The following is a 25,260-nucleotide window of genomic DNA, read 5'->3' on the forward strand; positions in this document are numbered from 1 at the left end:
TCGTCTTTTGCGTCGCACGTTCAGTTCAGACAAGCAACTTTCCCCAATCGTAGTCGACGCGATCAGGCGTGAACGGCAATACGCCCGCGCCCGGTGTGAATGTCAACTCGCCGAAGTACACCAGGTTATCTGGCGCGTACAAATCCACGCGAACATAGTCGAAGTCTTCGCACAAGGTGAGTGCCGCTTTCAGCACCGAGTCCAGATTCGTTGGACGAGGCGCGGGCGCGGGGCTCCGTTTGTAGAAGCCGATTGCGATGTCGAGATGATTCCAGTCGACGTCGTACACGTCGCCATGCGTCGAGCTTCCGAATCGATCCGATATCACGAGGATGTAGATGATCGGCCGACCCGGCTGTCCGTTGAAGCAGTGCAGCTTGAAATCCGCCGGTATCTGGCCGCGCTGGTCCAGAAGCAAATGCTCGAAGAAGATGCGCGGCTTGATGGTACGGTAGTGCCGCTCGCGTGCAATGTCGTAAAAGTCGGTGGACAGCCACTGCGCTGCGCGACATTGCAGTTTTTCGAAAGACGTCTCCGACTTGTCTCTCACCACTTCGACGAAGCTGCTGCCGTGATTCGCCTTCATTACAAAGGCATTCGGGAGAGCGTCGAAGACCTCGCGCGTGAACACATCCGGCGCGGCGATCAACGGTATCAGATGCTCCTCGCCAATCTTGCCGGCGATGTATTCACGCACCAGAAGCTTGTCGGTCAAATTGATGTAGCGAGGATCGGGCCTGAGGCTGCGTTGCAGAATCTTTTCGTTGAAGGTAGCGGGACGAAGCAGATTGGGATAGCGGCCAATGCATTTGTGATGCAACAGACTAAGGAAGAGCGCGTCCGGCAGCACGGACTTCGCCGCTTCCTTCATTCTTCTGACAAGAGGGACCGAGTGCGGCGGCAGGCGATAAGGATCTACCGGAATTCGTCCTGCCTCGGCGGCCGCATCGTCTTCGGACGCCACAGCATCCTGGTGCCTCGAGGCGGATGCGGGGGCTTCGCCATCGAACTGGGCGGACTTGGTTGTTGTCATGTGTGATCCATAACTGGTTGCGGTGCGAAGCGTTGTCCGACGCTTAAGGGGCTTCGCGCACTATCTCAGTTGCGGCGCTCCAACTTTCCTCCTGTGTCAGGCACCGTTCTTCGGACTCGAAATGTTGCCGGGCGCGAAATTGCGTGGGCGACATGCCGTAGCGCTCTTTGAAGAGCCGGCCCAGACGGTTGCCGTCGCCCATTCCACATCGCCGTGCAATTTTGTCGACGGGTAAGTCGGTATTACGCAGCATCGACGACACAACCTCGAAGCGCGTCCGCAATAGATATTCGAGAGGCGTCATACCGAATTCGCACTTGAAGCGGCGCTGGAAATTGCGCTTGCTCATCGCCGCGCATTCGGCGGCTTGGGCGACCGAAATTGCCTTGCTGTAGTTCTCCTTGATCCAGCGTGCCGACTCGCGGATCTTCTCGGTCGTGGTGGTGATGTTCGCGTCGTCGAGATCCGGTTTTTGCTTCTCCTTATAGCTGGTCTGCAGGATGCGGGCGACCTTTCGGGCGATCTCGGAACTCAGATCGCGCTCGATCTGCGCAAGCGCCAGGTCGGTAGGCGTCACACCGGCACCGTCCTGCATGACGTCGCTTCTGTCGTCGAACAGAAAGATGGGCACAGTCGATTGCAACGGATTGCGGCACACCACCGCGAGATTCGCGCCTTGCTGGATGCGAACCGAAGCGATCGATCCTTGCAGGGAAATCCACGCCAGAAAGCGATCGTTGGATTCCGCGGTTTCGGCCGCGTCTCGGCAAGCGACAAAGAAAGCATGGAAATCCGAGAGGCTGTAGCGTTTGAGGCTTTGCGTCCAGATCGAAATGCTGGACGAACTGGTCACTACGCCGCCTTCGTCCGACAGCACCGAGAACCTGTATGGAGCTTGCTGGCCTGCATCCCTCTCGAACTCGTTGGCGAGGCGGAAAGCATCACCGATAGCTCCGATGGTTGTCATTGAACAGTTCTGAAAAACCAAGAGACCAATGTGTTTCATAGCTGTCATCCATTCCGATGCTCATTGACGCGTGGCGCAAAAAAGATCTGCGGAAGTCGTCCGGCTGTTCTCCCAACAAGCCAATCACTCCACTTGGAGATTAACGCATCGAAATTTCCCGGACGAGCTTGGCTGGTATTCGTGGGTGTTTTGGCGTAATAGTCATAATGAGAGAAATTCTTACCTCGCAATTTGAGAAAAAGCGTTCTAATATCTATTGCCACAAGAAACTTTTTCCGTGACTAATGCGCAGCCAGAACGCGGACCCAGAGCGTTGCTGCAGGCTCATATGCGCGGCGTGGCAAGGGCTGCTGACCGGAATGGCGTTCAAAACAGATGTTCTCTTTCTGTGAACTTTTTCTAAGGTTCTGTTAACGCATTTGCACTGACCCGTATAACTCTGTTACATCACTTGCAGTTAGCAACAACGCTTTCTGCGGCTGCTGCATTTGTAAAACGCTCTGCTTAATCGGCCATTAGCACCCGAATTTATGCCGATAACGATTGAATGCGTTTTTTGCAGTCTATGCTTCGCTGCAACATCCACAGAAAAGTTAAGTCGCAATTGACTGACTTTTGAATCTGCATGGATCCAAGGCTATTGTTTAACACTCCATCGCCATGGAGTGGCGAAGGGACATTTCCAGCCGCCGTTATCCCGGATCGCTGGATGCCGTGTCGGACTTGGCGCGTGACGCGAGCAGGCGAAACGCGATCACCTGCTGACATGCTTCTGTCGGTCCTGTGTTGGTAGCATCGCGCAGGGTATTCGGGATGCGAACTCCACGCCGTTTGCGGACCGCATCCTGAAGATCGGCGTTGCGTGGTGGTTGTGCGACTGATAACGAACTGTCCTCACGCAAAAGTCTCGCGATTGGCGCAAAACAATTTTCTTTCGGCGTGTCCTCGGGTCTAGAGGGCGCTATCGTCGATATCACGTGGACCAATATGTCTTCTACTTTTTCGAAGTAGGGGCAGAGGATTTCCCGCAACCAGCTCAATCTCCCCGGTTGCAAGGAATGAACTAAGCAATTATTTGGTAATACGAATGAATGGAGGCTATTGAATTCCGTGAGATCGCTGCTGGAGAAATGAGGATTGGGGGAAGTCGGCAGTCCCGATCGCCACCAGCAATCGGGACAAGCAACAGGCCGGACTGTCCTCCGTCATTCAGGCCGTATCGAACGCGGTTCTCCGACCTAACCCAACCCAGCACGTCACTCCGAGGTGCTGCCGGTCAGTGTCATACCCACATCGGCCGGCAGCGGTTCCAGATTGCGAACTGGTGGTGCAGCGGAGCAGTATCGATTCGCTACTCTGCCCATCAAAAATTGGAAGGATCAAGCGGTGGATTACTACCCTCTGAATTCGCTCTCTCCGGCTGCCAGCACTGAACGTGGCCAACTCAGCGTGAGCGGGATGCTCACGCTGATGCGGGATCACATTTGGGAAATTGTGGTCACGACTGTCGTGGTTCTGACGTTGGCAGTGGCCTATCTCCTCATTGCAACGCCCATCTATTCCGCTGACGTACTGGTGCGAGTCGACCCGCCGGAACCGAATGCGCTCGGTCTCGCATTACAGAATGAGATGCTGCCACCGGCCGCGCCGTCTCCTGTGACGGAGATGGCCGTCATGCGCAGCCGGTCGGTGCTCGATCCGGTGATCGACAAATTCCGCTTCGACGTGTCGGTGACGCCAAACAAGCTGCCTGTGCTGGGCGACATCGCCGAGAAGTTCGCGACACCAGGAGAGCCGGCGGCGCCCTGGCTGGGATTGAAGTCTTTCGCATGGGGCGGCGAGCGCGTTCGGATCGGGGCGATGGATGTGCCGCGGGAACTCGAGGAAGAGAAACTGACCCTGATCGCTCTCGAGAATGGCGCTTATGAATTGCGTGGACCTTCGGATGAACTTCTCGTGAAGGGCACGGTGGGCAAGAGCGTCATGGACAACGGCGTGTCCCTGCTCGTGAAAGGACTGGACGCGCGGCCCGGCACGAAATTCCAGGTGATTCGCTGGAACGAACTCGACGCGATCAAGCGATTCGAGGAGCTGGTTAAGGTTACTGACAAGGTGAAGGACTCGGGTCTTCTCCAGATAGAGTATACGGACACGAGTCCGGACAAGGCGACCGAGGTGGCCAATGCGCTCGCACAGCAATATCTTGTGACCGCCATTGCGTCCCGGCAGCTCAACGACACGACTACGCTCGCATTCATTAACGGCGAGCTGCCCCGTTTGCTCGCGGATTTGAGGCAAGCCGAGGATGCACTCAAGCACTTCCGCTCGAATTCGCAGTCCATGCAGCCGACGAGCGAAGCGCAGGCCTACCTGCAGGGAGGCCTGGACCTCGACAAGCAGATTGCGGGCCTGCAACTGCAACGCACACAACTGCTCGCACGCTACACACCGGATAGCCGCTGGATCCAGAACGTCGACACGCAACTTGCGCAATTGAAGGACGCGAAGGCGAAATTCGATGGCCACTTTAGCGGCATGCCGTCGTCCGAACGTGAGAGTGTCGATCTCCTTCGTGCGCAGAAGGTCGCGGAAACGATTTATCTCGGGATGGTCCAGAAGGCCGAGCAATTGCAGGTCCGGCGCGCCAGCACCACAGGCGGAGCGCATGTCGTCGACCAGGCGATCAGACCGCATCGTCCAGTCAAGCCGCAGCCAATCCTGGTTCTCTCGGGTGGCCTGGTGCTGGGTCTGGTGTCCGGTGTCGTGCTCGTCTTCATGCGCCGCCACGTGTTGACCGGCGTGACGGACCCGCGATACGTCGAACGTCGAATGAGCGTGCCGGTTTTCGGCGAGATTCTGTTCAGTCAGCAACAACTGCTGCTCGATCGCCTCTCGACGGGCGGGGGACGCAAATTACTGGCGGGTCTGGGAGGGAAAAGCAGTCTGCCATTCCACAAGATTACCCCTGAAATGCAGTTCCGCCGCAGCGCGGACGGCGTGGGAGCGATAGCAGCTTCCGCGGGCGACGGCGACAGCAGGGTCCTTGCGGCACGTTTTCCACACGACACTTCGGTTGAGGCGCTTCGCGCGGTGCGCACCGCGGTCACACGGGATCTGGCGCACGCGCGCAACAACGTCCTGATGGTCATCGGACCGACGCCTTCAGCGGGAAAGAGCTTTGTTGCGGCAAATCTCGCCATCCTGCACGCGGAGATCGGCTCGCGGGTCGTCCTGATCGACGCCGATATGCGGCGCGGCCACCTCGCGTCGCTGTTCGAAGGCACCAACCGCGGCGGCCTGTCGGAAGTGCTCGCGGAGCGGATGCCTTTGCGCAACGCATTGCGGCCCACGGGTATCGACGGCCTGACGTTCCTGTCGTGTGGGGTGCGCCCCGAGAACCCCGCCGCATTGCTGATGAAGCCCCGCTTCAAGGACGTATTGGAGCGGCTCGCGGGCCAGTACGACCTGGTGATCATCGATACGCCGCCATTTCTCGCGGTCACGGACGCTTCCATCATTGCGAGTGAAGCCGGCGCGTCCTTGCTCGTGCTGCGCTCCGGAATGCAGAGCGAGGAGGAAATCGCGGACACGGTCAAGAAGATGGAACGTGCCGAAGGGCGAATTGCCGGTGCGGTCTTCAATGGCATTCCGCTGCGGCGAAGTACCCGGAACTACGGCTATGCGACGAACTACGCCAGCGATCTCGAAACCACCACGCATTGATCTCGTCCGGTCGTAAGCCAGTTGCAGCCAGTCGCTTCGTGACGGCGTCAAACGGAGAACCCGATGACCTTTGCAATCAACGGAAAGTTCACCTCGCAGCCTGTCACCGGTGTTCAGCGGGTGGCGTACGAGCTCACGAGAGCAATGCAGATGGATGCGAGGCTCGGTGATGAACTGGAAGTGTTCGTGCCGCAAAACGCCATGGAACCGGGGACGCTGCTCAAGCACCTGCGCCGCTTCCCATGGCTGCGCGGCACTCTCTGGGAGCAGATCACGCTGCCCATTGCGGCCAGAGGCATGACGCTGCTCAATCTGTGCAACACCAATCCGCTCTTCAAGCGCAAACAGGTCGTGATGGTTCACGACATGGCGATCTACGATGTTCCGCATGGGTTCTCCCGCAAGTTCCGGCTCTGGTACCGGATATGCTTCGCGATGCTGCGGCGCACGCACCCGATGATCCTGACGGTGTCGAGCTTCTCGAAGTCGCGTATTTGCCATCACCTGAAGATCGATGAGTCACGCGTCGCGGTAGTTCATCCCGCTGCGGACCACCTCGACCGTATCGCCTCCAACGCCGCTGTGATAAGCCGTCTCGGGCTTGCGAAGGACGGCTACTGCGTGATCGTCGGCAGCCTCGATCCGCGCAAGAATCTGCAGCGTGTTCTCGAAGCGGTCGGCAAGCTCGACCATATGTCGGAACTCAAGTTCGTCGTGGTGGGCGGCAGGAACTCGCGCATCTTCCACGCTGACGAGGCGCGGCATTCCGGGAATGCGGCGGACTCCGGGCGGGTCGTGTGGGCGGGCTTCGTGTCGGACGGCGAATTGAAGGCGCTGTACGAGAACGCCGGCTGTCTGATTTTTCCGTCGTTGTATGAAGGATTCGGATTGCCGCCGCTCGAAGCGATGTACTGCGGTTGCCCCGTGATCGCATCGTCCTGCACATCCATACCGGAAGCGTGCGGCGAGGCGGCGATGTATTGCGACGCGGCGTCGGCGGACGACATTGCCGCGAAGATTTCGCGGATGATGAGCGACGCGGATCTGCGGCAGCGCCACCGGACCATGGGCTTGTTGCATGCCCGCGAGTTTCGTTGGGAATGCTCGGCGCAGAAGGCGCTCGAGATCCTCTATGGCGCGACCGGCGAGCGCCTACCCGATCTGACGCCCAGCGCGTCGACGAGCTAGTGCTTATGTTCATGGGAACGCGAATGATTCGCGTAGCGGAAAGTACCAGCAGACGGCGGGTGGGGTGCTCACGGGCGACAATCCGGCCCAGCCGGGCAGCGCGATCCGATGCACGCCACATCCGGGGTTCGCTTCAATCCGCCAGCGCAGGTCAATGGAGGTGGCAACGTTCCGCCCAGGCACTTCGCGGATTTCGTTGTTCGTCGCGCGGTATAGCCATTCGAATAGAACGGGCCATGCCCCGTGCGAATGAGTCGTCGCACTTGCGGGTGTGTCGTCAGTTTCACGGTTGTCGGATTCCGACACAGCCGAATCTTTTGGATAGCGTCGAGACATCATGAACCAGGTCACCGTTGTAATTTGCAACTACAACTACGAACACTATCTCGCCGCGTCTATCGACTCGGCGCTGGCGCAGGACTATCCAGCAACGACTGTACTGGTCATCGACGACGGTTCCACCGACGCCTCACGCGCCGTCATTGAACAGTACGGCACACGCATCTCGTCCGTCTTCAAGAGAAACGGTGGTCAGGTCTCCGCTTACAACTACGCGATCGAGGCGCTCGGAACGGAGTTCGTGATCTTCCTCGATTCGGATGACGTGCTGTACCCGAGCGCCGTCTCCGAAGTGATGCGGCTCTTCGCAGAAGGTAAATGGGCCAAGGTGCAATTTCGCCTCGATGTGATGGATGGCGCGGGGATGCCCACCGGCGCGTATGTACCTCACAGCGAGCCGCCTCCTGACTGCGGCAAGCTGCTGATGGGCGGCTGGCTTTATCCGTCGCCGCCTGCGTCGGGCAACGCCTATCGCGTCAGCGCGTTGCGGCGCATCTTTCCTGTTCCGGAGGAGGGCGTCAACCGTTATGGCGCGGACTTCTACGCAATCTACGGGGCGGCCTTGAGCGGCCCTATCGCGACGGTGGCGAAGTCGCTTGGCGGCTACCGCGTGCATAACGCCGACGGCGCCACGGTGTCGTTCGCCAACTCGGAGCAGATCAACAAGGCGCCGAGGGCGTTCAACATGCGGTGGGCGATCTTGAGAAATATCGCCCGAGCCCGGCTGCAGTTGGAACTTCCGCCGACATTTCATGACTTCTCACATGAGAAAGCGTCCTTCTGTTCGAGCATTTATCACGCGACCCTTCTGACGCGCTGGCGCTGGATGTTGCGCGACTCTCACGGCTATCTGCATACGATCGTCGCGAACCCGTTCTGGAGCGTCAAGAAGAAGCTCGGCACGCTGGTGCTTTCAAGTTTGTGTCTTGTGCCTTACTCGCCGTTGTCCGACTTCGTGGTGCGTTATATCTCCAACCCGCTTGCCCGCCGTCGCGCGGCTGGGCGCTGAAGTCCGGAACGCGCGTAAGGAGAGCGGTATGGATAGACCCGCGAACGCTAACGTTATCGCGTTTGTCTGTGGCGGATATTTGATGAGGTATGTCTATCTCCTCATCGTCGTACCGTTGTACGGAAGGATTCTCGGCGTTGCGGAGTACGGCCGGGTACTGGCGGCGATGTCGCTGATGAATGTGATATGGATGCTCGTCGGTTATGGATTCACGTTCGTCGGCATGCGGGATGTGTCGAAGGCGCACTCCGCGGCGGAGTGCAACTCCATCTACTCGCTGCATGTCAGCGCGCGGCTCCTGATGGGTTTGCTGGGCGCCTGTATCGGTGTTGTGGCCACGATCAGCTCGCCGGTGTTGTCCGGGCAGCCCGTGATCGGTCTGCTGGCTACGATGCTGGGTGTCGTGTCGGCGCTGAACCTCGGTTGGCTGTTTCAGGGACGCCACCACTTTCGAACGCCGATCATGATCGAGGTGTTCGGCTTCGCGTTGAGCCTGGTGCTGGTGCTCCACCTCGTGAAAGGACCGGACGACGCCGTGTGGGTGCTGGCGAGTCTTCTGATCGCGGGTTTGGCATCTTCGATCGTTTCGTACGGTCTGACAACGTATCAACTAGGGTGGCCGCGTCTGAAACTTGCCGGCGTCGTTCCTCTTGTGCGAGGCTCGACAATGCTTTTCTGCTATTCGTCCGGTTCGGTCGTGCTGACGGCGTCGTCGACCTATTTGTTGACGTTGTTGTCCACACCTGCACAGGTAGGCTACTTCGGGGCGGCGGAACGTTTCGCGGCGATCGCGCTGAGTCTGATGGGGCCCGCCTCGCAGGTATTCATTCCCACCATCTCGCGGCAACTCGCGCAGGATGACAAGGACGGCGCGCGTGCGACGACCCGCCGGGGCGCCATCTTGCTGATGGGTTATGGACTGCTGATTCTATGCGGCGCACTCACGCTTTCGCCTTTCGTGCTGCCTTTGATCCTGGGCCCGGCTTTCGGCCCTGGCGCCCATGTACTGCAGATTTTCGCGTGGATGTTTCCCTTCACGGCGTTCAACGTGTTTGTCGGGTTATATGTTTTCGTGCCGCGAAGAAAAGATCGGCTGCTTGCGATCTCAGGCGCGGTGTCGGGCCTGGTCAATCTTGCCGTGGCGCTTTTCCTTGCGCCTCGATATGGAGCAGTGGGCATGGCAACTGCTCGGGTGGTTGGCGAAGCGACGCTGGCGATGATGCTGTTGGGCATCACGATCCGCCTCAAACTGATTGGTCTGGTGCCGGGAGCCCAGCGCGCGATGGGCATGGTTAGGATGGCGTGCGGTTTGCGGCCCCAGACAGGCACAGGGAAGGACGAATGATGCACGAGAACGAAGCAGGACAATGCCCACGCAGGTCTCGGTTGCAATCTCACAGGAGGTCGAAGTGAAAGTTGCTATTGTTCACGATTGGCTAGTCGTTACGGGTGGCGCGGAGAAGGTGTTGAAAAACATCATCGAGTGCTTCCCGAGCGCGGACATCTTTTCGATTGTCGATTTTCTGGAAGACCGCGAGTGTGTGAAGGGCAAATCCGTCAACACGTCGTTCATTCAAAGGATGCCCTTTGCACGTCGACGTTACCGTGCCTACCTGCCACTCATGCCGATCGCGATCGAGCAAGTCGATCTGTCCGGCTATGACCTCGTCATTTCCAGTTCGCACGCGGTTGCGAAGGGCGTGCTGACCGGCCCGAACCAGGTTCACATCAGTTACGTGCATTCACCGATTCGCTATGCGTGGGATCTCCAGCATCAATATCTCAGGGAGTCGCATCTGAACACCGGCCTCAAATCGGCGATGGCGCGTGTGCTGCTTCATTACATTCGCGGATGGGACTCGCGCTCGGCCAACGGCGTCGATCATCTCCTCGCGAATTCGCACTTCATCGCGCGGCGTATCAAGAAAGCCTATCAGCGGGAATCGACCGTCATTTATCCGCCTGTCGATCTCGCCAACTTGTCGTTATGTACGCAAAAGGAAGATTTTTACGTGACCGCTTCACGGATGGTGCCGTATAAGCGGATCGACCTGATCGTCAAAGCTTTTTCCCAAACGCCGGAACGCCGGCTCGTGGTGATCGGCGACGGTCCCGAGATGAAAAAGATCAAGTCTGTCGCCGGCGAGAACGTGACGATTCTCGGCCATCAGCCTTTCGACGTGCTCGTCGACCATTTGCGGCGCGCCCGCGCGTTTGTGTTCGCGGCTGAAGAGGATTTCGGCATTTCAGTGGTGGAAGCCCAGGCGTGCGGAACGCCGGTCATTGCGTTCGGCAGAGGGGGCGTGCTGGAATCGGTCGTCGGTTTGCCGCTCGATCGGCCAACAGGCGTTTTCTTTGGCGAGCAAACCCTGGAGTCGTTGCTGGAAGCCGTAAGCCGTTTTGAAGACAACGCCCATTTGTTCGACCCCCGGCAGTGCCGCCGCAATGCCGAGCGCTTTTCATCGGAGAACTTCAAGACGGCGCTGACGAGTTTCATCGACGCGCGGCTTCCGTACGCATGCGTGGAACAGTTTCTTCCGTATCCTGTCAGAGACCCGCTGTCTGTCGAAGAGCGTCATTTTGCCGACGTGGCTTCATGAGCCTGAATGCGGTAGCGAACCCGGCCAAGGAAGGCCATGACGGACGGCACGTGACTATGAAGTTGCGGTGAACGTGTTTGGATCAGATACTCAAACGGCGCCTCGTGCCCATAGGTGAGCGAGGACACGAGCAAAAGGCTGAGGGCCGGCCAGACCGGCTTGAGGCGATCGAGCTCGACATTGACGGCGGTCCGCAGGAAGAACAACGCCATAACCACGCCCAGCAGCCAGCCTGATGCCACTTCAGGCAGGGAATGCGAGTGGGTCATGAGGCGGGCAATAGCGGTCAGCGCCCCAATGGCCATGCCGGCAACGATGCCCGGCAGCGTCGGTAGACGCCACCATTTCAATTGCAAGGTGATGGCTATCATCCAGATGGATGTCGACAGCACCGCATGTCCACTAATGACACGGAAATCTTCGGCAGGGATGGAAACACCCCAGCCCGCATACACCACCTTTGTCAGGCCCACTAGCGCGACGCCGGCGACGAGTGTCGCGACGAGACGCAATGCGAGGCGCACATTGAATAACGCAATCCAGCCGGCGCAAAGTGCCGCCACAGGCAACGTAACGGCGGCGTCGCCGATGTTGGTGAACACAGTCCACATAAATTCTCTCGCCTTCTGGTCCTTCAGTTCTTCGGTTCTACGCGTTTTGCTAACTGCACGGTTGCAAGAGCGCGGGTCAGTCGCCCAGTTTAATGGCGTTGGCGAACGACAGCGGGCTCTTGCGGTTGCGGTACGAGCGCTACCGCACTGACCGCGCGCGCCGCGAGCAGCAGCGAGATGACGAGAGTCAGGATCAGGACATTCGACGGCGATACCAGCCGATGTTCGGTTGCCGCCATCACGAGCAGGCAGATTGAAGAAATCTCGACAAACCTGAATGCGGCGAAGTTCTGCCCGCCGCCCATCAGCGCGGAAGCGGCCGCCCCCTGTTTGCTCCATTCAATCAGCTTCCAGAAGAAGCTCAACATCAGCGCGAGCCCTACGATGCCGAGTTCCGCGAGGATATTCAGGTAGGAATTGTGCGCATGAGAGTCGCTATGTTCGACCGTGATGTCCGACGGTACGCCGAACAAATGGAAGTAGGAGACGACACTGCCGATATGGTCGTCGAATGAGCCGAAACCGAGACCGATGATCGGACTTTGCTCGAAGTAGTTGAGAGCCCGCGGCCACAGCCATTCGTAGCGGACGCTCAGGTTGGCGACCTTCGCATCCTGGTTCTGGATGGTGAAGGTGTAGCCCATGTAGTCGACCGTCGGGTCGGTATTGTAAATGGCCATGCCGATCGAAGCCGCCAGTATGGCGGCGATCATCGTGGCTAGCATCCAGCGCTTGCGGCCAAAGTACAGGTAGGGAAGCAGGACCGCGACGCCCAGCAACGAGCCCCGGCTGTAGGTGGAGAAGAGCATCAGCGCGTTGACCGCCAGCAGCGCCAGAATCAGCCTGCTGCGCCTTTGCAGGTAGCACGCTACGCCCAGACAGAACAGCATCGCAAAGAACCCGCCGGCCGCATTGCGCGCGATGAAGTAGCTCCCGAAACTGTCTTCGGCATGCGCGAAAATGGCGAGTAAGCCATTCTGAACAATGTAGTAGGCGTAGACCGGCAGGTTGATTAGCACCGCGAACACGAAGAACGCACGAAGCACCTTGTTCAGATCCCAGCGGTGCGTGTACAGGCAGCCCGCGAAGATTGGCGCATAGGAGATGAAGAAGTTGCCGTCACGCCGGTAGAAGTCGAATTCGATGAAAGAGCGGGGGTCGTAGAGCAGCGTGGAAACCGTGGCAAACAGTGTGAAAAGGGTGAGTGGCGCAATAAACGCAGGGTAAGTTCTGCCGAAAAAACGCCATGAACAAAAGACGATCGGTACGAATCCCACTGCACTCAACGGTATCAGGTTGGTGACAGTCAGGAATAAGGCAAGTAACGATATGTAAGCCATTGCGACTCCAATAAAAACGAATGGCGCACAGTGCTTGAAGAGCCGTCCACGCACTGAAAGCCAGCATGGAATCGGAGAGGAAAATGCAGCGTGGCATCGGCAATGGACAATATCGGCGTCCTACCTTTAAGGCCGGATTTATCGGCCCGCTTACGTGAACGGTACCACGTGTCGCAATCGATTTCCAAGCCGCGCGCCCTCCTTCAATCGGCCAATGCGGCCACATTCAAGTGCTTAATAAAAATGCCCGACGAGCGCGGCCAAAACCTCAACTGTTCGCGCCAGTCATGCTGTAGTGCAGCGTACGCTGACTATGATTGATCTCATCGAGTGCGGCGTTCGTGGCATCAGCCGGTCGGCACGGGTCGACATGCGCGTTGCTATTACGCGTGATGCCGCAACCCGCTCACGTTGGTGTTCATGTTTCTGGCCGAGCCCGATGGGCGGCCGCCGCGTGCATCTTCCGTCGCTGCACTCTGGACGGTTGGCTCCATCAGCCTGATACGAACGTCCTGTCATTCATCACATAAGAAGGCCTCGGCGCGCGTTACGTCGCTACGCGTTGGTGTAGACGTCCTGAGAGCCGTACCGGGTTCGCTTCAATGTAAAGGAGCTTTCTATGAGCAAGGCTACGACGGTTGCTGGCGACACGGACATCAATTCGTTCGGCGACGCGCAGGTGGATTATCCGCCGCTCGTGCAAGTGATTCTCGCCGGCGGCTCGGGCACGCGCCTGTGGCCGGTGTCGCGCGAACAGTTTCCGAAGCAACTGATCGACGTGATCGGCAATCAGACCTTGCTTCAGGCCACGATGGGACGCATGGCGGGTTTTAACAGCACATGGGATATCGCGGCGGACCCGGTGGTGGTCTGCGGAGCCGAGCATTATTTCGCTACCTACGAACAGGCGCGGGAAATTGGCGTGAATGCGCGCATCGTGGTCGAGCCCGCTCGCCGCGATACCGCACCGGCGCTCACGCTCGCCGCCTTGGCGGCGTGCGCGGACGGACAGGACGCCATCCTGGTCGTGATGCCCGCCGATCATGCGATTGCGGATCTGAATGCGCTGCATCACGCAATCGACATTGCAGCCCATTACGCGCAATCGGGATCGATCGCTACGCTCGGCGTGCCGCCCGATCATGTGGACACGGGTTTCGGCTATATCCGGCTTGGCAGCGAGATACGGGATGGCGTGCGCCGCATCGAGCGTTTCGTCGAGAAGCCGGCGACCGAACTCGCGGCTCAATACGTGGAGTCGGGCCAATACTGGTGGAACAGCGGGATGTTCGTGGTGCGTGCATCCGTATGGCTCTCGATGATCGAGCGGCTTCAGCCGCAGATTCATGCCGCCTGTGTTCAGGCCTACGCGGGCGCCAGGAAGACCGATGAATGCGTCGTTCCGGACGCGCCCGAATTTCTGCGCTCGCCATCCGACTCGATCGATTACGCGGTGATGGAGCAAATAGGCAAGCCCGACGTGCCGTTTGCGGGCGTGGTGGTGCCGCTCGTCGCGGGCTGGTCGGATCTCGGCTCCTGGGACGCGGTCTGGCAGGCGATGGAAAAGGACGAGTGCGGTAACGCGTCGAATGGGCGCGTGCTGTTCGAGGGCGCCACCGCTACGTATGCACGCTCGCAAGGCGGCCGGCTACTGGCGTGTGTCGGCACCAGCAATCTGATCGTGATCGAGACGGACGATGCCGTGCTCGTCGCGGACCGCTCGCATGTGCAGGACATCAAGGGACTGGTGTCGCGCATCAAGCGGGAGAAATCGCCCGAGGCCGACGCGCACAGAAAAGTTCGCCGGCCATGGGGCTTCTACGATTCGATCGACCACGGCGACCGTTTCCAGGTCAAGCGCATCGTCGTGATGCCGGGCGCGCGGCTGTCGCTGCAAATGCATCATCACCGCGCCGAACACTGGGTTGTCGTGAGCGGAACCGCGCTCGTCACGCGCGGGGAAGAACAGTTTCTTCTTGGCGAGAACGAGTCGACTTACATTCCGCTGGGCATACGCCATCGCCTGGAGAATCCCGGCCGCGTGCCGCTGCAAATCATCGAGGTTCAGTCGGGCACCTATCTCGGCGAAGACGACATTGTCAGGTTCGACGACGAGTATGGACGTTGCGGCTGAATCGGCTGTATCGAACGGGTGCGTGCTCTCAGGGGGCTGCAATGCGATTGATTACTGGTCTGTTAGCGAGATTGTTCGACGTGGCGATGATCCTGGCGGGCGCTTTCGCGGCCTCCCAGATCCGATTCGACTCGGGCTCCCAGCGAAGCTTCTATCTGGCTTTCGTTGCTTTCGCCGCGGCGTTTGCGCTCGCCGTGTTTCCGGCGCTCGGAGTATACGCATCATGGCGCGGCCGCTCCAAAAGAGCGCTGGTAGGACAGGTCGCGCTTGGCTGGCTGATCGTGCAGGGCTGCGCGATGGCATTGATGTTCTCGCTGCACCGGATCGACTTTGTTTCGCGGCTCTGGTTCGTGTACTGGACCGGAATTGCAGGCGCCGCGATGATGGCCGGCCGCCTGATCACACACACGTTGTTGGGCCGCGTTCGCCATGCCGGCCTGAATCTGCAGCAGGTTGCGGTGGCCGCATGCGGGGATCATTGCGAGGAGATCATTCGCAAGATGGAGTTGTCGCCCGCTGCGGGTTTTCGCGCCAACGCGCTGTATAACGTGCGCCCGGACACCTCGGCCGCGATCACGTCGCCCGTGCGGGTCTTTGAAGAACATGCCCCTTTCGCCCGCTACGTTCGCGAGCAGAACATCGGCGAAGTCTGGCTGGCGTTGCCGCTCACCGAAGAGCGCACGATCCTCAGGCTGGTCGACGAGTTTCGCAATGACCTGGTCAATATACGATTCATGCCCGATGTGCGGGCACTCGCGCTGTTCGAAGGCAGCATCACTGACCTCCTGGGCGTGCCGACGATCAATCTGGCCGCCTCGCCGTTACCGCCTAATGCATTGGTGCAGAAGGAACTGTTCGATCGCCTCTTTGCGCTGGCCGCGCTGATCGCGGTGTCGCCGATTCTGCTGGCCTGCGCGATTGCAGTGAAATTGAGTTCGCGCGGCCCGGTGTTCTTCAAGCAATTCCGAAAAGGCGCCGACGGACGGGTCTTCCAGATCTACAAGTTCCGCACCATGCGTCTGCACGAACAGAAGCCCGGCGTGCTGGAACAGGCGACGCGCGACGATCCGCGCATCACCCGGGTCGGCGGATTCTTGCGGCGCACGAGCCTCGATGAATTGCCGCAATTCTTCAATGTGCTGCGCGGCGATATGTCGGTGGTGGGCCCGCGTCCTCACGCGCTCGAACACGACGATCTCTACCAGAACATTGTTTCCGGTTACATCCATCGCTACCGCATCAAGCCCGGCATTACCGGGTGGGCGCAGATCAACGGCTTTCGCGGCGAAACCGACCGCATCGAAAAGATGGAAGGCCGGGTGGCGCACGATTTGTATTACTTACGGAACTGGTCGTTCAGACTGGATGTAAAGATCATTTTCGCGACTGTATTCAAGGGGCTTCATCATCCCAATGCTTACTGATATTAGATCGAGGCTCCAGTAATACGGTACAGGAAGAAGTAGTTGGGTAGGGAGGCAGTACGCAGTACGCTGGGTGGATGCGGTTGCGAGCGGCCGTTGCAAGCAGCGGTTGCGAGCGACGACGGCATCCGGCCCGGCATTTGCGCGAAACCGATTAAAAGAGCAAACGGCTACCGGTTGGGGCGGAAAATGATGTTATTAGACGTTGAAAACATAGCGAGACGATCCGCCAAGAAGGCGGCGCTATACAGGTTTCACCGGGGACACGGCGCCCAGGCGAGGAAAGTGCTGCAATTGCTAGAGGAGAAATACGGCAGGGCCGACCCGGCGAACCTGAAACTGGCCGACACCTACGCGCGCGACGTGTTCGGCGACATGGTCTATGCACCCTGGCTGCGTGTCTACGCCGCATTCAGCAGAACATTCAAGGAAGGCTGGATTCCGGATAATTACTACGGCAGTGTCGTGGTGCCGAACATGAAAGGCTGGTACGGCAAGATATCCAACCTGAAGCCGGTATCGCGGCTGATCCTCGACGGCGACACGTTTCCGGACGTGGCCTATTTCGCCAACGGCCTCTTTTTCACGGAACAATGTGTGGTGGTGCCCGAGCACGAACTCGGGAGCGTCGTATTCCAGCATTGCGATCGAGTGGTGTTCAAGACGGATGGCTCAAAGCAGGGCAACGGTGTTCACATCTTCGACAAAGACAGTTTCGATCGCGAAGCGATCAAGTCGCTAGGCAACGGCGTGATCCAGAAATTCGTGGTTCAACACCGTCTGTTCAATGCTTTTGCGGCGAAGTCCGTGGCTACTCTGCGCTTTACGACGGTAGTGGACGACGCTGGCCGTATTTCCGTTCGAGCGTGTTTCCTGCGCCTGGGCAGAGCGGAAGAGACCCATATCCGCCCCGATCACGAAGTCTGCGTGCCGGTCAACCTGGCAACCGGCGAACTGTGCGGCGAAGGCTACCTGAGCGATTGGGGCGCGACGCAAGAGCATCCGGATTCGAAGGTCCGTTTTGCCGGCGTAATGGTTCCGGCATTTGCGCAGTGCGTCGCCACCGTGCTCGGCCTGCATAGGCAGATCCCGTTTGCCCGCTGTGTGGGATGGGATGTTACGGTCGATGCGGACAGCCATGTCCAGGTGCTGGAGTGGAACGGCGAGCACAACGACGTGAAGTTCAGCGAGGCCACGCAGGGCCCGTGTTTCTCGGACCTGAACTGGGAGCGGCTGAGAGCCGCATCGTAGGTGCGAACGTCAGCGGCGCATGCGATGCTGTTCATCTAGCGGGCGATTTCAGAACCCCAACGGAGACGGGACGTGAGCGAACGGTTGTGGTGCGTCCATATCGAAGGACTGAACGACTTCATTGCCACCGAATCCTATGAATCGGCGAGGCAGGAGGCGGCGGCGATCAACGCGTATATCGACAGCGCCGAGAAGGGGCCGCGCGGGGCGCTGTTGCGAGCGGTAGTGATCGAATGGCCGTTTTCGCTCGGGGCTCATGCGCGCGCGCTTCATGACGACCTGCACGACCTGCAGCGCATGCCGCACAGACAAGCGGCCGCGAATCCGTCTGCGGGCGTGCTGGGCAATCTCGCGCGGCGCGTGAAGGAGTTCGTGTCGGCGGGGCGCGGTAAATGACGGGCGGCTTCAGGTGGCGGCCTGCTTGCGTTTGACGCTTGCGCCGTAGCGCCAGCGCCACCCCGCTCAAGATTGGCGCCATTGCCGCGATCTCTCTGAAGCCGAGCGCCAGCGCCGCCAACGTGTTCGCGTGGACGGGGTTCTCCACGCTGCCGCTGCTCGCCCGAACAGAGCGCGCCGACGTCACCGCGCGCTCCGGCGTCACTCCGGCAGAGGCACGTCCTCGATCAGTTCGGCTCGCACCGCGCGGATTCTACGGTCGACGAAATACCCGCCGCCTTCGACGTAGCGCAGATAAAGACGCCTGCACGACGAGCACTGCCAGACCGCGCAGCGGTTGTACGGGAAGTAGCGTGGTGCGATCGGCGCGTCGGCCGACCAGTAGCTGGTCTGGTCCGGCAGATACTCGCTGAACGTCGGCTCAGGAGCGTCTTGCGGCAACAGCGTGCCGATTTCCTCGAATTGCGTTTCGTCGAGCGAGAGCGGCTGCGACTGCCAACCGTCCAGCGGCGTTTTCGTGCATGTGCAAGGCACGGTGGCGCGCGTTTGCGCCGCGCGCGCGAGTTCAAGGAAAGTTGCAGCGTTCAGGTATGGCGCCATGTGGCTCGTGGTCAGGTGTTCATCATCCGGTCCCGCTGGGGAGCGACCCATGCGCGGTCGAAGTTGCCGTTCGCAATCGACGCCAGCGCAGCCGCTTCCTTCGCCTGCTGGCGGCGCGCGCCTTCGATCACCGCGTCGACGTCGGCGGGTGCGATCGCGAGCACGCCGTCTTCGTCGCCGACAATGATATCTCCCGGATGCACGATCATGCCGCCCACCGTGACCGGCACGTTGATTTCGCCCGGGCCGTGCTTGTAGGGGCCGCGATGCGTGACACCGCGCGCGTACACCGGAAAATCGCGCTGACGCAGCGCGCCGACATCGCGAATCGCGCCGTCGATCACGAGACCCTGCACGCCGAGACTTTGCGCGAAGGTCGCCATGATCTCGCCCATCAGCGCCTGCGTGAGATCGCCCGCGCCGTCGATCACCAGCACGTCGCCGGGCCGGCAATATTCGAACGCGCGATGAATCGCGAGATTGTCGCCGGGCCGCGTCCGGACCGTTAGCGCGGTGCCGGTCATCGGCCGCGGCCGATGATACGGCTGCAAGCCGACCGTGCCGCTCGCGCGCGCCATGTTGTCGCTGAGCAGCGACACCGCCAGCTCACGCAACGCTTCGAGCGTGGCTGGCCTTACTGGCGGCGCGCACTCGTATTCGCGCCATCCGATGGGATTCGAAGTGGGATTCATACCGTTGCCCCCCGTGCGGCGAATTGTCGATCGAGTTGACGCGGCAGCCGTGCATACACGCTGCGCGCGTTGTCTTCGTAGATGCGGTGCCGGTCCGCGTCGCTGAGCCATGCGATCGCGTCGATATAACGGCGCGTATCGTCGTAATGGTGGCCGGTGCGCGGATCGACGCCTTGCACCGCACCGATCGTCTCCGACGCGAACAGAATGTTGCCGACCGGGATGACCTTGGCGAGCAATTCGGCGCCCGGCAGGTGATAAACGCAGGTGTCGAAGAATACGTTCTTCAGCAGATGGTCTTCGAGCAACGGGCGTTTCATGTCTTGCGCGAGCCCGCGATAACGTCCCCAGTGATACGGCACCGCGCCGCCGCCGTGCGGAATGATGAAGCGCAGGGTGGGGAAGTCGGCGAACAGATCGCCCTGCAGCAACTGCATGAACGCGGACGTGTCGCCGTTGATATAGTGCGCGCCCGTCGCATGGAAGTTCGGATTGCACGACGACGACACGTGAATCATCGCCGGCACGTCGAGCTGCACCATCGCTTCGTAAAGCGGATACCACGAGCGGTCCGTAAGCGGTAAGCCGCTCCAATGTCCGCCGGACGGATCGGGGTTCAGATTACAGCCGATGAAGCCAAGTTCTTCGACACAGCGCCGCAATTCGGCGATGCAGTTCGCGGGCGGCACGCCCGGCGCTTGCGGCAACTGGCACACGCCGACGAAGTGATGCGGAAACAGCTCGCACACGCGATGCACGAGGTCGTTGCACTCGCCCGACCAGACCGCGTTCGCTGCGGCGCCGGCGAGATGATGGCCCATGCCGGCGGCGCGCGGCGAGAAGATCGTGAGGTCGGTGCCGCGTTCGCGCTGAATGCGCAACTGGCCGTTTTCGATGCTTTCGCGAATCTCGTCGTCGCCGATGAAGGGCCGTGGGGGCGGTGTGCCGCCATTCTTCAGCGCGGCTATCTGTTGTGTGCGCCAGGCTTCGTGCTGAGGCGGCGAGGTCGTGTAATGACCGTGGCAGTCGATGATCATGCTGTGCAATACTCTCTAGTTCGTGCGGCAAGCGCTGTCCGCTGTTTCGATCAGAATGCTCAGGCTCGCGGCGCGGCTTCGCCGGTGGCGAGCGAGGTGGCTTCCTCCTCGGCTGGCGTGACGCGCATCACGAGCGCGATGATCGTAGCGACCACCAGGAACGCCGCGATCGTCAGCAAGGCCAGCTTGAAGTTGCCGGTCGCATTGCGCACGAGGCCGATGCTCCAGGGGCCGACCAGTCCGCCGAACTGCGCAACGGTGTTGATCAGCGCGATCGTCGCGGCACCCGCCGCGCCGGTCCTGAACGACGACGCGAGGCTCCAGAACAGCGGATTGCCCGCATAGATGAACAGGCCGGTCACGCACAGCAGCCCATACGCGATCACGGGACTCGGCGCATACGCGCTGCCGGCGATCGCCAGTGCGCTCATGCCGTAGACGAACGCGAGGTGCTTCTTGCGGTCGCCGGTGCGGTCGGAGCTGCGGCTGATCAGGAAGGTGCCCAACACGCCGAGCAAGGGCGGCGCGGCGGACAGAAAGCCGACTTCGAGATTGCTCAGATCGCCGAGACTCTTGACGATCTGCGGCAGCCACAGGAACAGCCCGTAAATGCCGACCAGCGCGCAACCGAACAGGCCCGCGAGACTCCATACGCGGATGTCGTTCGCCACGCGCAGCAGCGGAAAATGAGCGCGGCCGCCGATCGCCTCGCGCTCGGCGGCGAGCGTCGATTCGAGCCAGTGCTTTTCATCGTCGGAGAGCCAGTTGGCGTCGGCGGGGCGTTCGGTCATGATGCGCAGCGTCAGCAGGCCGAGCAGCATCGCGGGAATGCCTTCGAGAATGAACATCCACTGCCAGCCTTGCAGACCGAAGATGCCGTTCGCGTAGGTCATCAGCGCGGTGGAGATTGGGCCGCCCAGCACCGCGGAAAACGAGCCGGCGACGATGTAGCCGCCGACCGCCCGCGCCCGGTAGCGGACCGGAAACCATTTGGTCAGATAGACGGCAATGCCCGGTAGAAAGCCCGCTTCCATCACGCCGAGCAGAAAGCGCAGCACGTAAAAGCTCGTGTCGTTGAACACGAACGCGGTGGCGGCGGCGACCGCGCCCCATGTGAGCAGAATGCGCGCGATCCAGCGACGCGCGCCGACGCGATGCAGCAGCAGATTGCTGGGTATTTCCAGCAACATGTAGCCGACGAAAAAGATGCTGCCGGCAAACCCGAACACGGCTGGGCTGAAGCCCAACTGCTTGTTCATGTCGAGCGCGGCGAAACTGATATTGATCCGGTCGAGGTAGTTGATGAACATCATGGCGAACAGCAACGGGATCAGGCGCCCGTAGACCTTTCGCATGGTGGCGGCTTCGTTGAATGCGGTCATGCTGTCTCCTGCCATGCAGCGGCGGCCGTAGCCGGCGTTGCGTTTTATCGTGTAAGCGTCTCAATGATAAGAACGCGCGCACGAGGAGTCCAAGACCGCTTGCTTATGCTTGTATAGGTTTTTGCTTATAGTGTGCCGTCTTTCAGCGGCGCGGGCAGGCACGCCAGAAAGGCTCGCAGATGCGGCGACGCGTCGTCGGTACGGAAAGTGGCCGCGAGCGTTGAACGGTACGACGAGCCCGGGCCCGTCAGATGGCGGAACACGACATCGGTGCGCCCGTGGCGCGCCACCGATTCGCCGATGAACGTCACGCCGAGGCCCGCCGCCACCAGCGCGATCGCCGTCTGGATTTCGTAAGCTTCGTGCGCGACGAACGGGGTGACGCCCGCATCGCGATAGAGCGACTGCACCGAGCGTTTGAACTGCGCGTTCTGATGCTTAGGATACAGAATCAATGGAATGTCGGCGAGATCGGCGATCCGCACGCTCTTGCGCTGCGCCAGCGGATGAGCGGCTTCGAGCGCGACCATGACGCGCTCGCGCAGCAATGAATAGGACGTGCAGCCTTCCACCGTCAACGGCTGCCTGCCGATGCCGATATGAATGCGCATGTCACGCAGCGCATCGGTCTGCTCCTCGGTGAGCATCTCGAAGAGCTTGAGTTCGACCTGCGGGAACGCCTTGTGAAACGCCTTGAGCGCGGGCGGCAACACGCTGTACATCGAAGAACGCGTGAAGCCGATGCTCAGCCAGCCCCGGCGGCCGACACCGATTTCCTGCGCGGCGAGCGCGGCCTGGTCCAGCGAGCTGAGTATCTGACGCGCTTCGGTGCGCAGGTAGTGGCCGGCTTCGGTCAGGATCAGCGGGCGTCTCGCGCGGTCGACCAGTTGCGTGCCGAGCCGCTCTTCGAGCGAACGGATCTGCTGGCTCAGCGCGGGTTGCGCGATATGCAGGCGCTCGGCGGCGCGGCTGAAATTGAGTTCCTCCGCGAGTATCACGAAGCACTGCAGGGCCCTGAGGTTCATATCGGTGTTCCTGGTCTCCAGAAGGAAAAGCATAGCCGATTGCCCGAGCAGCGATAACCAGGAGTGATCGCAGTATCGAAACAATTCATTGGTCAATTATCGCCGGGGTCCAGATAATGGCCGCACAAAACTGAGCGCCGCGTTCGCCTGGACCCGGGTAGACGCATCAGCCAGCCCGCTCCCGCGTCAGACGGGTAGCGAGGCGAAAATACGGAGGAGACAATGTTTCAACGACCCAAGGTCAGCCGGACGATTCTCGCGATCATGTGCGCGATGTCGTTCATCATGTATCTCGATCGCGTCAACCTGTCGGCCGCGGCCGGTCTGATCCGTGACGACCTGCATCTGAGCAACACCAACGTGGGTCTCGTGTTCGCGGCCTTCGCATATACGTACGCCATCTGCCAGGTAATCGGCGGCTGGGTCAGCGACCGGTTCGGCGCGAAGCTCACGCTCGTCACCTGCGCCAGCATCTGGATCGTCGCGACGGTCGCCACCGGTCTCGCGGGCGGCATCGTGTCGCTGTTCTGCGCGCGCATGCTGCTCGGCATCGGCGAAGGGGCGGCTTTGCCGGCCCAGGCCCGCGCGTTGACCAACTGGTTTCCGTCCAGCAAACGCGGTTTCGTGCAAGGGCTCACGCATTCGTTTTCGCGGCTCGGCAATGCGATCACGCCGCCGTTCGTCGCGTTGCTGGTCGCGTATTCGTCGTGGCGTGCGTCGTTCTTCGTGGTCGGCGCGTTGACGTTCGCGTGGGTCGTGGTCTACGCATGGTATTTCACCGACAACCCGCGCAAGCATCGCCATATGACCATGCTGGAAGAAGCGGAGTTGCCGCCGGCCGGCAAGGTGGTGGTCGAGAAGACGCGCGAGCCGACCCCGTGGCGGCGTCTGCTCAAACGCATCGGGCCGACCATGCTGGTGTACTTCTGCTATGGATGGACCGGCTGGCTCTTCTTCACCTGGCTGCCGACCTTCTTCATGCACGGCCGCGGTCTCGACCTGAAAAGCTCGGCGATGTTTTCGGCCGGCGTGTTTCTGTCCGGCGTGGTCGGCAATACGGCCGGCGGCGTGCTCAGCGACCGCGTGCTCAAACGCACCCGCAATGTCGTGGCGGGGCGGCGCAACGTGATCATCGGGGCCTTTCTCGGCGCGCTGGTGTTCCTCGCTCCCGTGATGGTGGTGAAGTCGCTGCCGGTGATGGCGACATGCATGAGCCTGTCGTTCTTCTTCCTCGAAATGACGATCGGACCGATCTGGGCGGTGCCGATGGACATCACGCCGAAGCACGTGGGCGTGGCGAGCGGGCTGGTTAATGCGGGTTCGGCGGTGGCGGGAATTTTCACGCCGATCGTGTTCGGGCTCGTGGTGGATCGCACGGGCAGCTGGACGCTGCCGTTCGCCGGTTCACTCGGCCTGCTCGCGGTGGGCATTGTCGCGACCTTCTTCATGCGGCCGGATATTCCGCTCGACGCCGCGCTCGCATCGGCGGATGTCGGCAATGGCGGCGAGCTTGAGTTCGCCGAGCGTTCGGCCCGTTGAACCCGCGCGCCGACGCGCGGCTCATGCCGCGCGAATCGAATCGATCACCAGTTGCGTGGCCGGCGTGATGCGCCGGTTCTTACGCAGAATCAACCCATAGGGCGCGAGCCGTCCGCGCAGTGGCGTGGACACCGCGGCGATCGCCTCGAGCTCGACGTAGTACTGCGCGACCGAACTGGGCAATACCGCGAGCATGTCCGAGTCGCGCAGCAGGGACAACGTGGTCAGGATCGACGAGGTCTCCACGGTGCTGACCGGCGGCGCGACCCGCGACTCGCGGAAGGTCTGGTCGATCACCTGGCGCATCGGACTCGGATGCGGCTGAATGATCCACGGATAGAGCGCCAGCTCCGCCAGCTTTGGCCGCGCGCGGGCCCGTGCGGCCGGATGATCCGGGCGCACGACGATCGACAAAGCCTCTTCCGACAAGGTCTCGAAGCTCAGGTCGAGCGCCGGAAAGCCATCCGGAATCCGGCCGATCACGATATCCAGCTGGTCCTGCTGCAACGACTGCACGAGCACGTCGCTGGTATCGATCGTCACCGCCATCTGCAGGCGCGGATGCGCGTCCTTCAACTTGACGATGGTGTGCGTGAGCAATTCGGGCGAGGGCGCCATGACCGCGCCGATGCGCACCTTGCCGATGTCGCCGGCCTCGATGGCGGCCAGTTCTTCACGCAACTCGTCGAGATCTTCGAACACGACGCGGGCATAGCGCATCACGGCCTCGCCGAACACGGTCGGCTCCATGCCGCGCGCGTGCCGCACGAACAGTGATACGCCGATCGTGTCTTCGAGTTCCTGCAAGGCTTTGGTGGCCGCGGGCTGGGTCATCGCCAGTTCGTCGGCGGCGCGCCGCAACGATTCGGTCTCCGAGAGCGCGACCATCAGTTGCAGATGACGCAGACGCAGACGTTTGCGAATGGTGGAAGCGGGCGCGATCATGTGAGCGATAACTCCAGGGAATCAG

At 60.6% G+C, this 25,260-nt stretch carries 20 protein-coding genes; 10 read left to right on the top strand and 10 right to left on the bottom strand.

Annotated features, from left to right (window positions below; genetic code table 11):
* Positions 1 to 25: 25 nt before the first annotated feature.
* Together PQR02_RS26130 and PQR02_RS26135 are read right to left on the bottom strand one after the other, a co-directional pair.
* Positions 26 to 1,033: an ATP-grasp fold amidoligase family protein gene (locus PQR02_RS26130; protein WP_408238015.1), complete on the bottom strand. Its 1,008-nt coding sequence runs from the start codon at positions 1,031 to 1,033 to the stop codon at positions 26 to 28.
* Between the two features lie 43 nt (positions 1,034 to 1,076).
* The gene (locus tag PQR02_RS26135) at positions 1,077 to 2,039 is read right to left on the bottom strand and encodes a GlxA family transcriptional regulator (protein WP_408238018.1); all 963 of its coding nucleotides are present in this window, start codon (positions 2,037 to 2,039) and stop codon (positions 1,077 to 1,079) included.
* A 1,419-nt stretch (positions 2,040 to 3,458) separates the two neighbouring features.
* On the opposite strand from PQR02_RS26135, the gene PQR02_RS26140 reads away from it, so the two are divergent.
* From PQR02_RS26140 to PQR02_RS26160, 5 genes are all read left to right on the top strand, one after another.
* Entirely contained in the window at positions 3,459 to 5,723 is a 2,265-nt protein-coding gene (locus PQR02_RS26140) for a polysaccharide biosynthesis tyrosine autokinase (protein WP_408238021.1), read from the top strand.
* A 63-nt stretch (positions 5,724 to 5,786) separates the two neighbouring features.
* The gene (locus PQR02_RS26145; protein WP_408238024.1) at positions 5,787 to 6,911 is read left to right on the top strand and encodes a glycosyltransferase family 4 protein; all 1,125 of its coding nucleotides are present in this window, start codon (positions 5,787 to 5,789) and stop codon (positions 6,909 to 6,911) included.
* A 337-nt stretch (positions 6,912 to 7,248) separates the two neighbouring features.
* The gene (locus PQR02_RS26150) at positions 7,249 to 8,259 is read left to right on the top strand and encodes a glycosyltransferase family 2 protein (protein WP_408238027.1); all 1,011 of its coding nucleotides are present in this window, start codon (positions 7,249 to 7,251) and stop codon (positions 8,257 to 8,259) included.
* A 28-nt stretch (positions 8,260 to 8,287) separates the two neighbouring features.
* Positions 8,288 to 9,604, top strand: coding sequence for a lipopolysaccharide biosynthesis protein (locus tag PQR02_RS26155; protein WP_408238030.1), 1,317 nt, complete (start codon positions 8,288 to 8,290; stop codon positions 9,602 to 9,604).
* 64 nt (positions 9,605 to 9,668) lie between these two features.
* Positions 9,669 to 10,859: a glycosyltransferase family 4 protein gene (locus PQR02_RS26160; protein ID WP_408238033.1), complete on the top strand. Its 1,191-nt coding sequence runs from the start codon at positions 9,669 to 9,671 to the stop codon at positions 10,857 to 10,859.
* Here the strand turns inward: PQR02_RS26160 and PQR02_RS26165 are convergent.
* Positions 10,835 to 11,470 (bottom strand): phosphatase PAP2 family protein, encoded by a 636-nt coding sequence (locus PQR02_RS26165; RefSeq protein WP_408238036.1) that lies wholly within the window; start codon positions 11,468 to 11,470, stop codon positions 10,835 to 10,837. The genes PQR02_RS26160 and PQR02_RS26165 overlap by 25 nt on opposite strands.
* Before the next feature lie 89 nt (positions 11,471 to 11,559).
* The gene (locus tag PQR02_RS26170; protein WP_408238039.1) at positions 11,560 to 12,810 is read right to left on the bottom strand and encodes an O-antigen ligase family protein; all 1,251 of its coding nucleotides are present in this window, start codon (positions 12,808 to 12,810) and stop codon (positions 11,560 to 11,562) included.
* Between the two features lie 619 nt (positions 12,811 to 13,429).
* Between PQR02_RS26170 and PQR02_RS26175 the strand changes: the two genes are divergently transcribed.
* The 4 genes from PQR02_RS26175 to PQR02_RS26190 all read left to right on the top strand — a co-directional run bounded on the left by PQR02_RS26175 (position 13,430) and on the right by PQR02_RS26190 (position 18,015).
* Entirely contained in the window at positions 13,430 to 14,944 is a 1,515-nt protein-coding gene (locus PQR02_RS26175) for a mannose-1-phosphate guanylyltransferase/mannose-6-phosphate isomerase (RefSeq protein WP_408238042.1), read from the top strand.
* A gap of 41 nt (positions 14,945 to 14,985) precedes the next feature.
* On the top strand, positions 14,986 to 16,368 hold the full coding sequence (locus PQR02_RS26180; protein WP_408238045.1) for an undecaprenyl-phosphate glucose phosphotransferase: 1,383 nt from the start codon (positions 14,986 to 14,988) through the stop codon (positions 16,366 to 16,368).
* A gap of 189 nt (positions 16,369 to 16,557) precedes the next feature.
* The gene (locus PQR02_RS26185) at positions 16,558 to 17,619 is read left to right on the top strand and encodes a sugar-transfer associated ATP-grasp domain-containing protein (protein ID WP_408238120.1); all 1,062 of its coding nucleotides are present in this window, start codon (positions 16,558 to 16,560) and stop codon (positions 17,617 to 17,619) included.
* 72 nt (positions 17,620 to 17,691) lie between these two features.
* Positions 17,692 to 18,015: a hypothetical protein gene (locus PQR02_RS26190; RefSeq protein WP_408238048.1), complete on the top strand. Its 324-nt coding sequence runs from the start codon at positions 17,692 to 17,694 to the stop codon at positions 18,013 to 18,015.
* Positions 18,016 to 18,216: 201 nt separating this feature from the next.
* Here the strand turns inward: PQR02_RS26190 and PQR02_RS26195 are convergent, their stop codons facing one another.
* The 5 genes from PQR02_RS26195 to PQR02_RS26215 form a co-directional block, all read right to left on the bottom strand.
* Complete coding sequence (locus tag PQR02_RS26195) at positions 18,217 to 18,615, bottom strand: hypothetical protein (RefSeq protein ID WP_408238051.1); 399 nt, start codon at positions 18,613 to 18,615, stop codon at positions 18,217 to 18,219.
* An 11-nt stretch (positions 18,616 to 18,626) separates the two neighbouring features.
* The gene (locus PQR02_RS26200; protein WP_408238054.1) at positions 18,627 to 19,307 is read right to left on the bottom strand and encodes an RraA family protein; all 681 of its coding nucleotides are present in this window, start codon (positions 19,305 to 19,307) and stop codon (positions 18,627 to 18,629) included.
* On the bottom strand, positions 19,304 to 20,344 hold the full coding sequence (locus PQR02_RS26205; RefSeq protein WP_408238057.1) for an amidohydrolase family protein: 1,041 nt from the start codon (positions 20,342 to 20,344) through the stop codon (positions 19,304 to 19,306). The genes PQR02_RS26200 and PQR02_RS26205 overlap by 4 nt, the downstream gene beginning before the upstream one ends.
* 59 nt (positions 20,345 to 20,403) lie before the next feature.
* Positions 20,404 to 21,726: an MFS transporter gene (locus PQR02_RS26210; RefSeq protein ID WP_408238060.1), complete on the bottom strand. Its 1,323-nt coding sequence runs from the start codon at positions 21,724 to 21,726 to the stop codon at positions 20,404 to 20,406.
* Between the two features lie 125 nt (positions 21,727 to 21,851).
* Positions 21,852 to 22,751, bottom strand: a complete 900-nt coding sequence (locus tag PQR02_RS26215) for a LysR family transcriptional regulator (RefSeq protein ID WP_408238063.1) — start codon at positions 22,749 to 22,751, stop codon at positions 21,852 to 21,854.
* Between the two features lie 222 nt (positions 22,752 to 22,973).
* Between PQR02_RS26215 and PQR02_RS26220 the strand changes: the two genes are divergently transcribed.
* Entirely contained in the window at positions 22,974 to 24,290 is a 1,317-nt protein-coding gene (locus PQR02_RS26220) for an MFS transporter (RefSeq protein ID WP_408238066.1), read from the top strand.
* A gap of 21 nt (positions 24,291 to 24,311) precedes the next feature.
* Here the strand turns inward: PQR02_RS26220 and PQR02_RS26225 are convergent, their stop codons facing one another.
* Positions 24,312 to 25,235, bottom strand: coding sequence for a LysR family transcriptional regulator (locus PQR02_RS26225; RefSeq protein ID WP_408238069.1), 924 nt, complete (start codon positions 25,233 to 25,235; stop codon positions 24,312 to 24,314).
* Positions 25,236 to 25,260 lie beyond the last annotated feature (25 nt).

Origin of the sequence: Paraburkholderia sediminicola (genome assembly GCF_046026895.1) — a bacterium.
In the GTDB taxonomy this organism is placed as follows: domain Bacteria; phylum Pseudomonadota; class Gammaproteobacteria; order Burkholderiales; family Burkholderiaceae; genus Paraburkholderia; species Paraburkholderia sediminicola_C.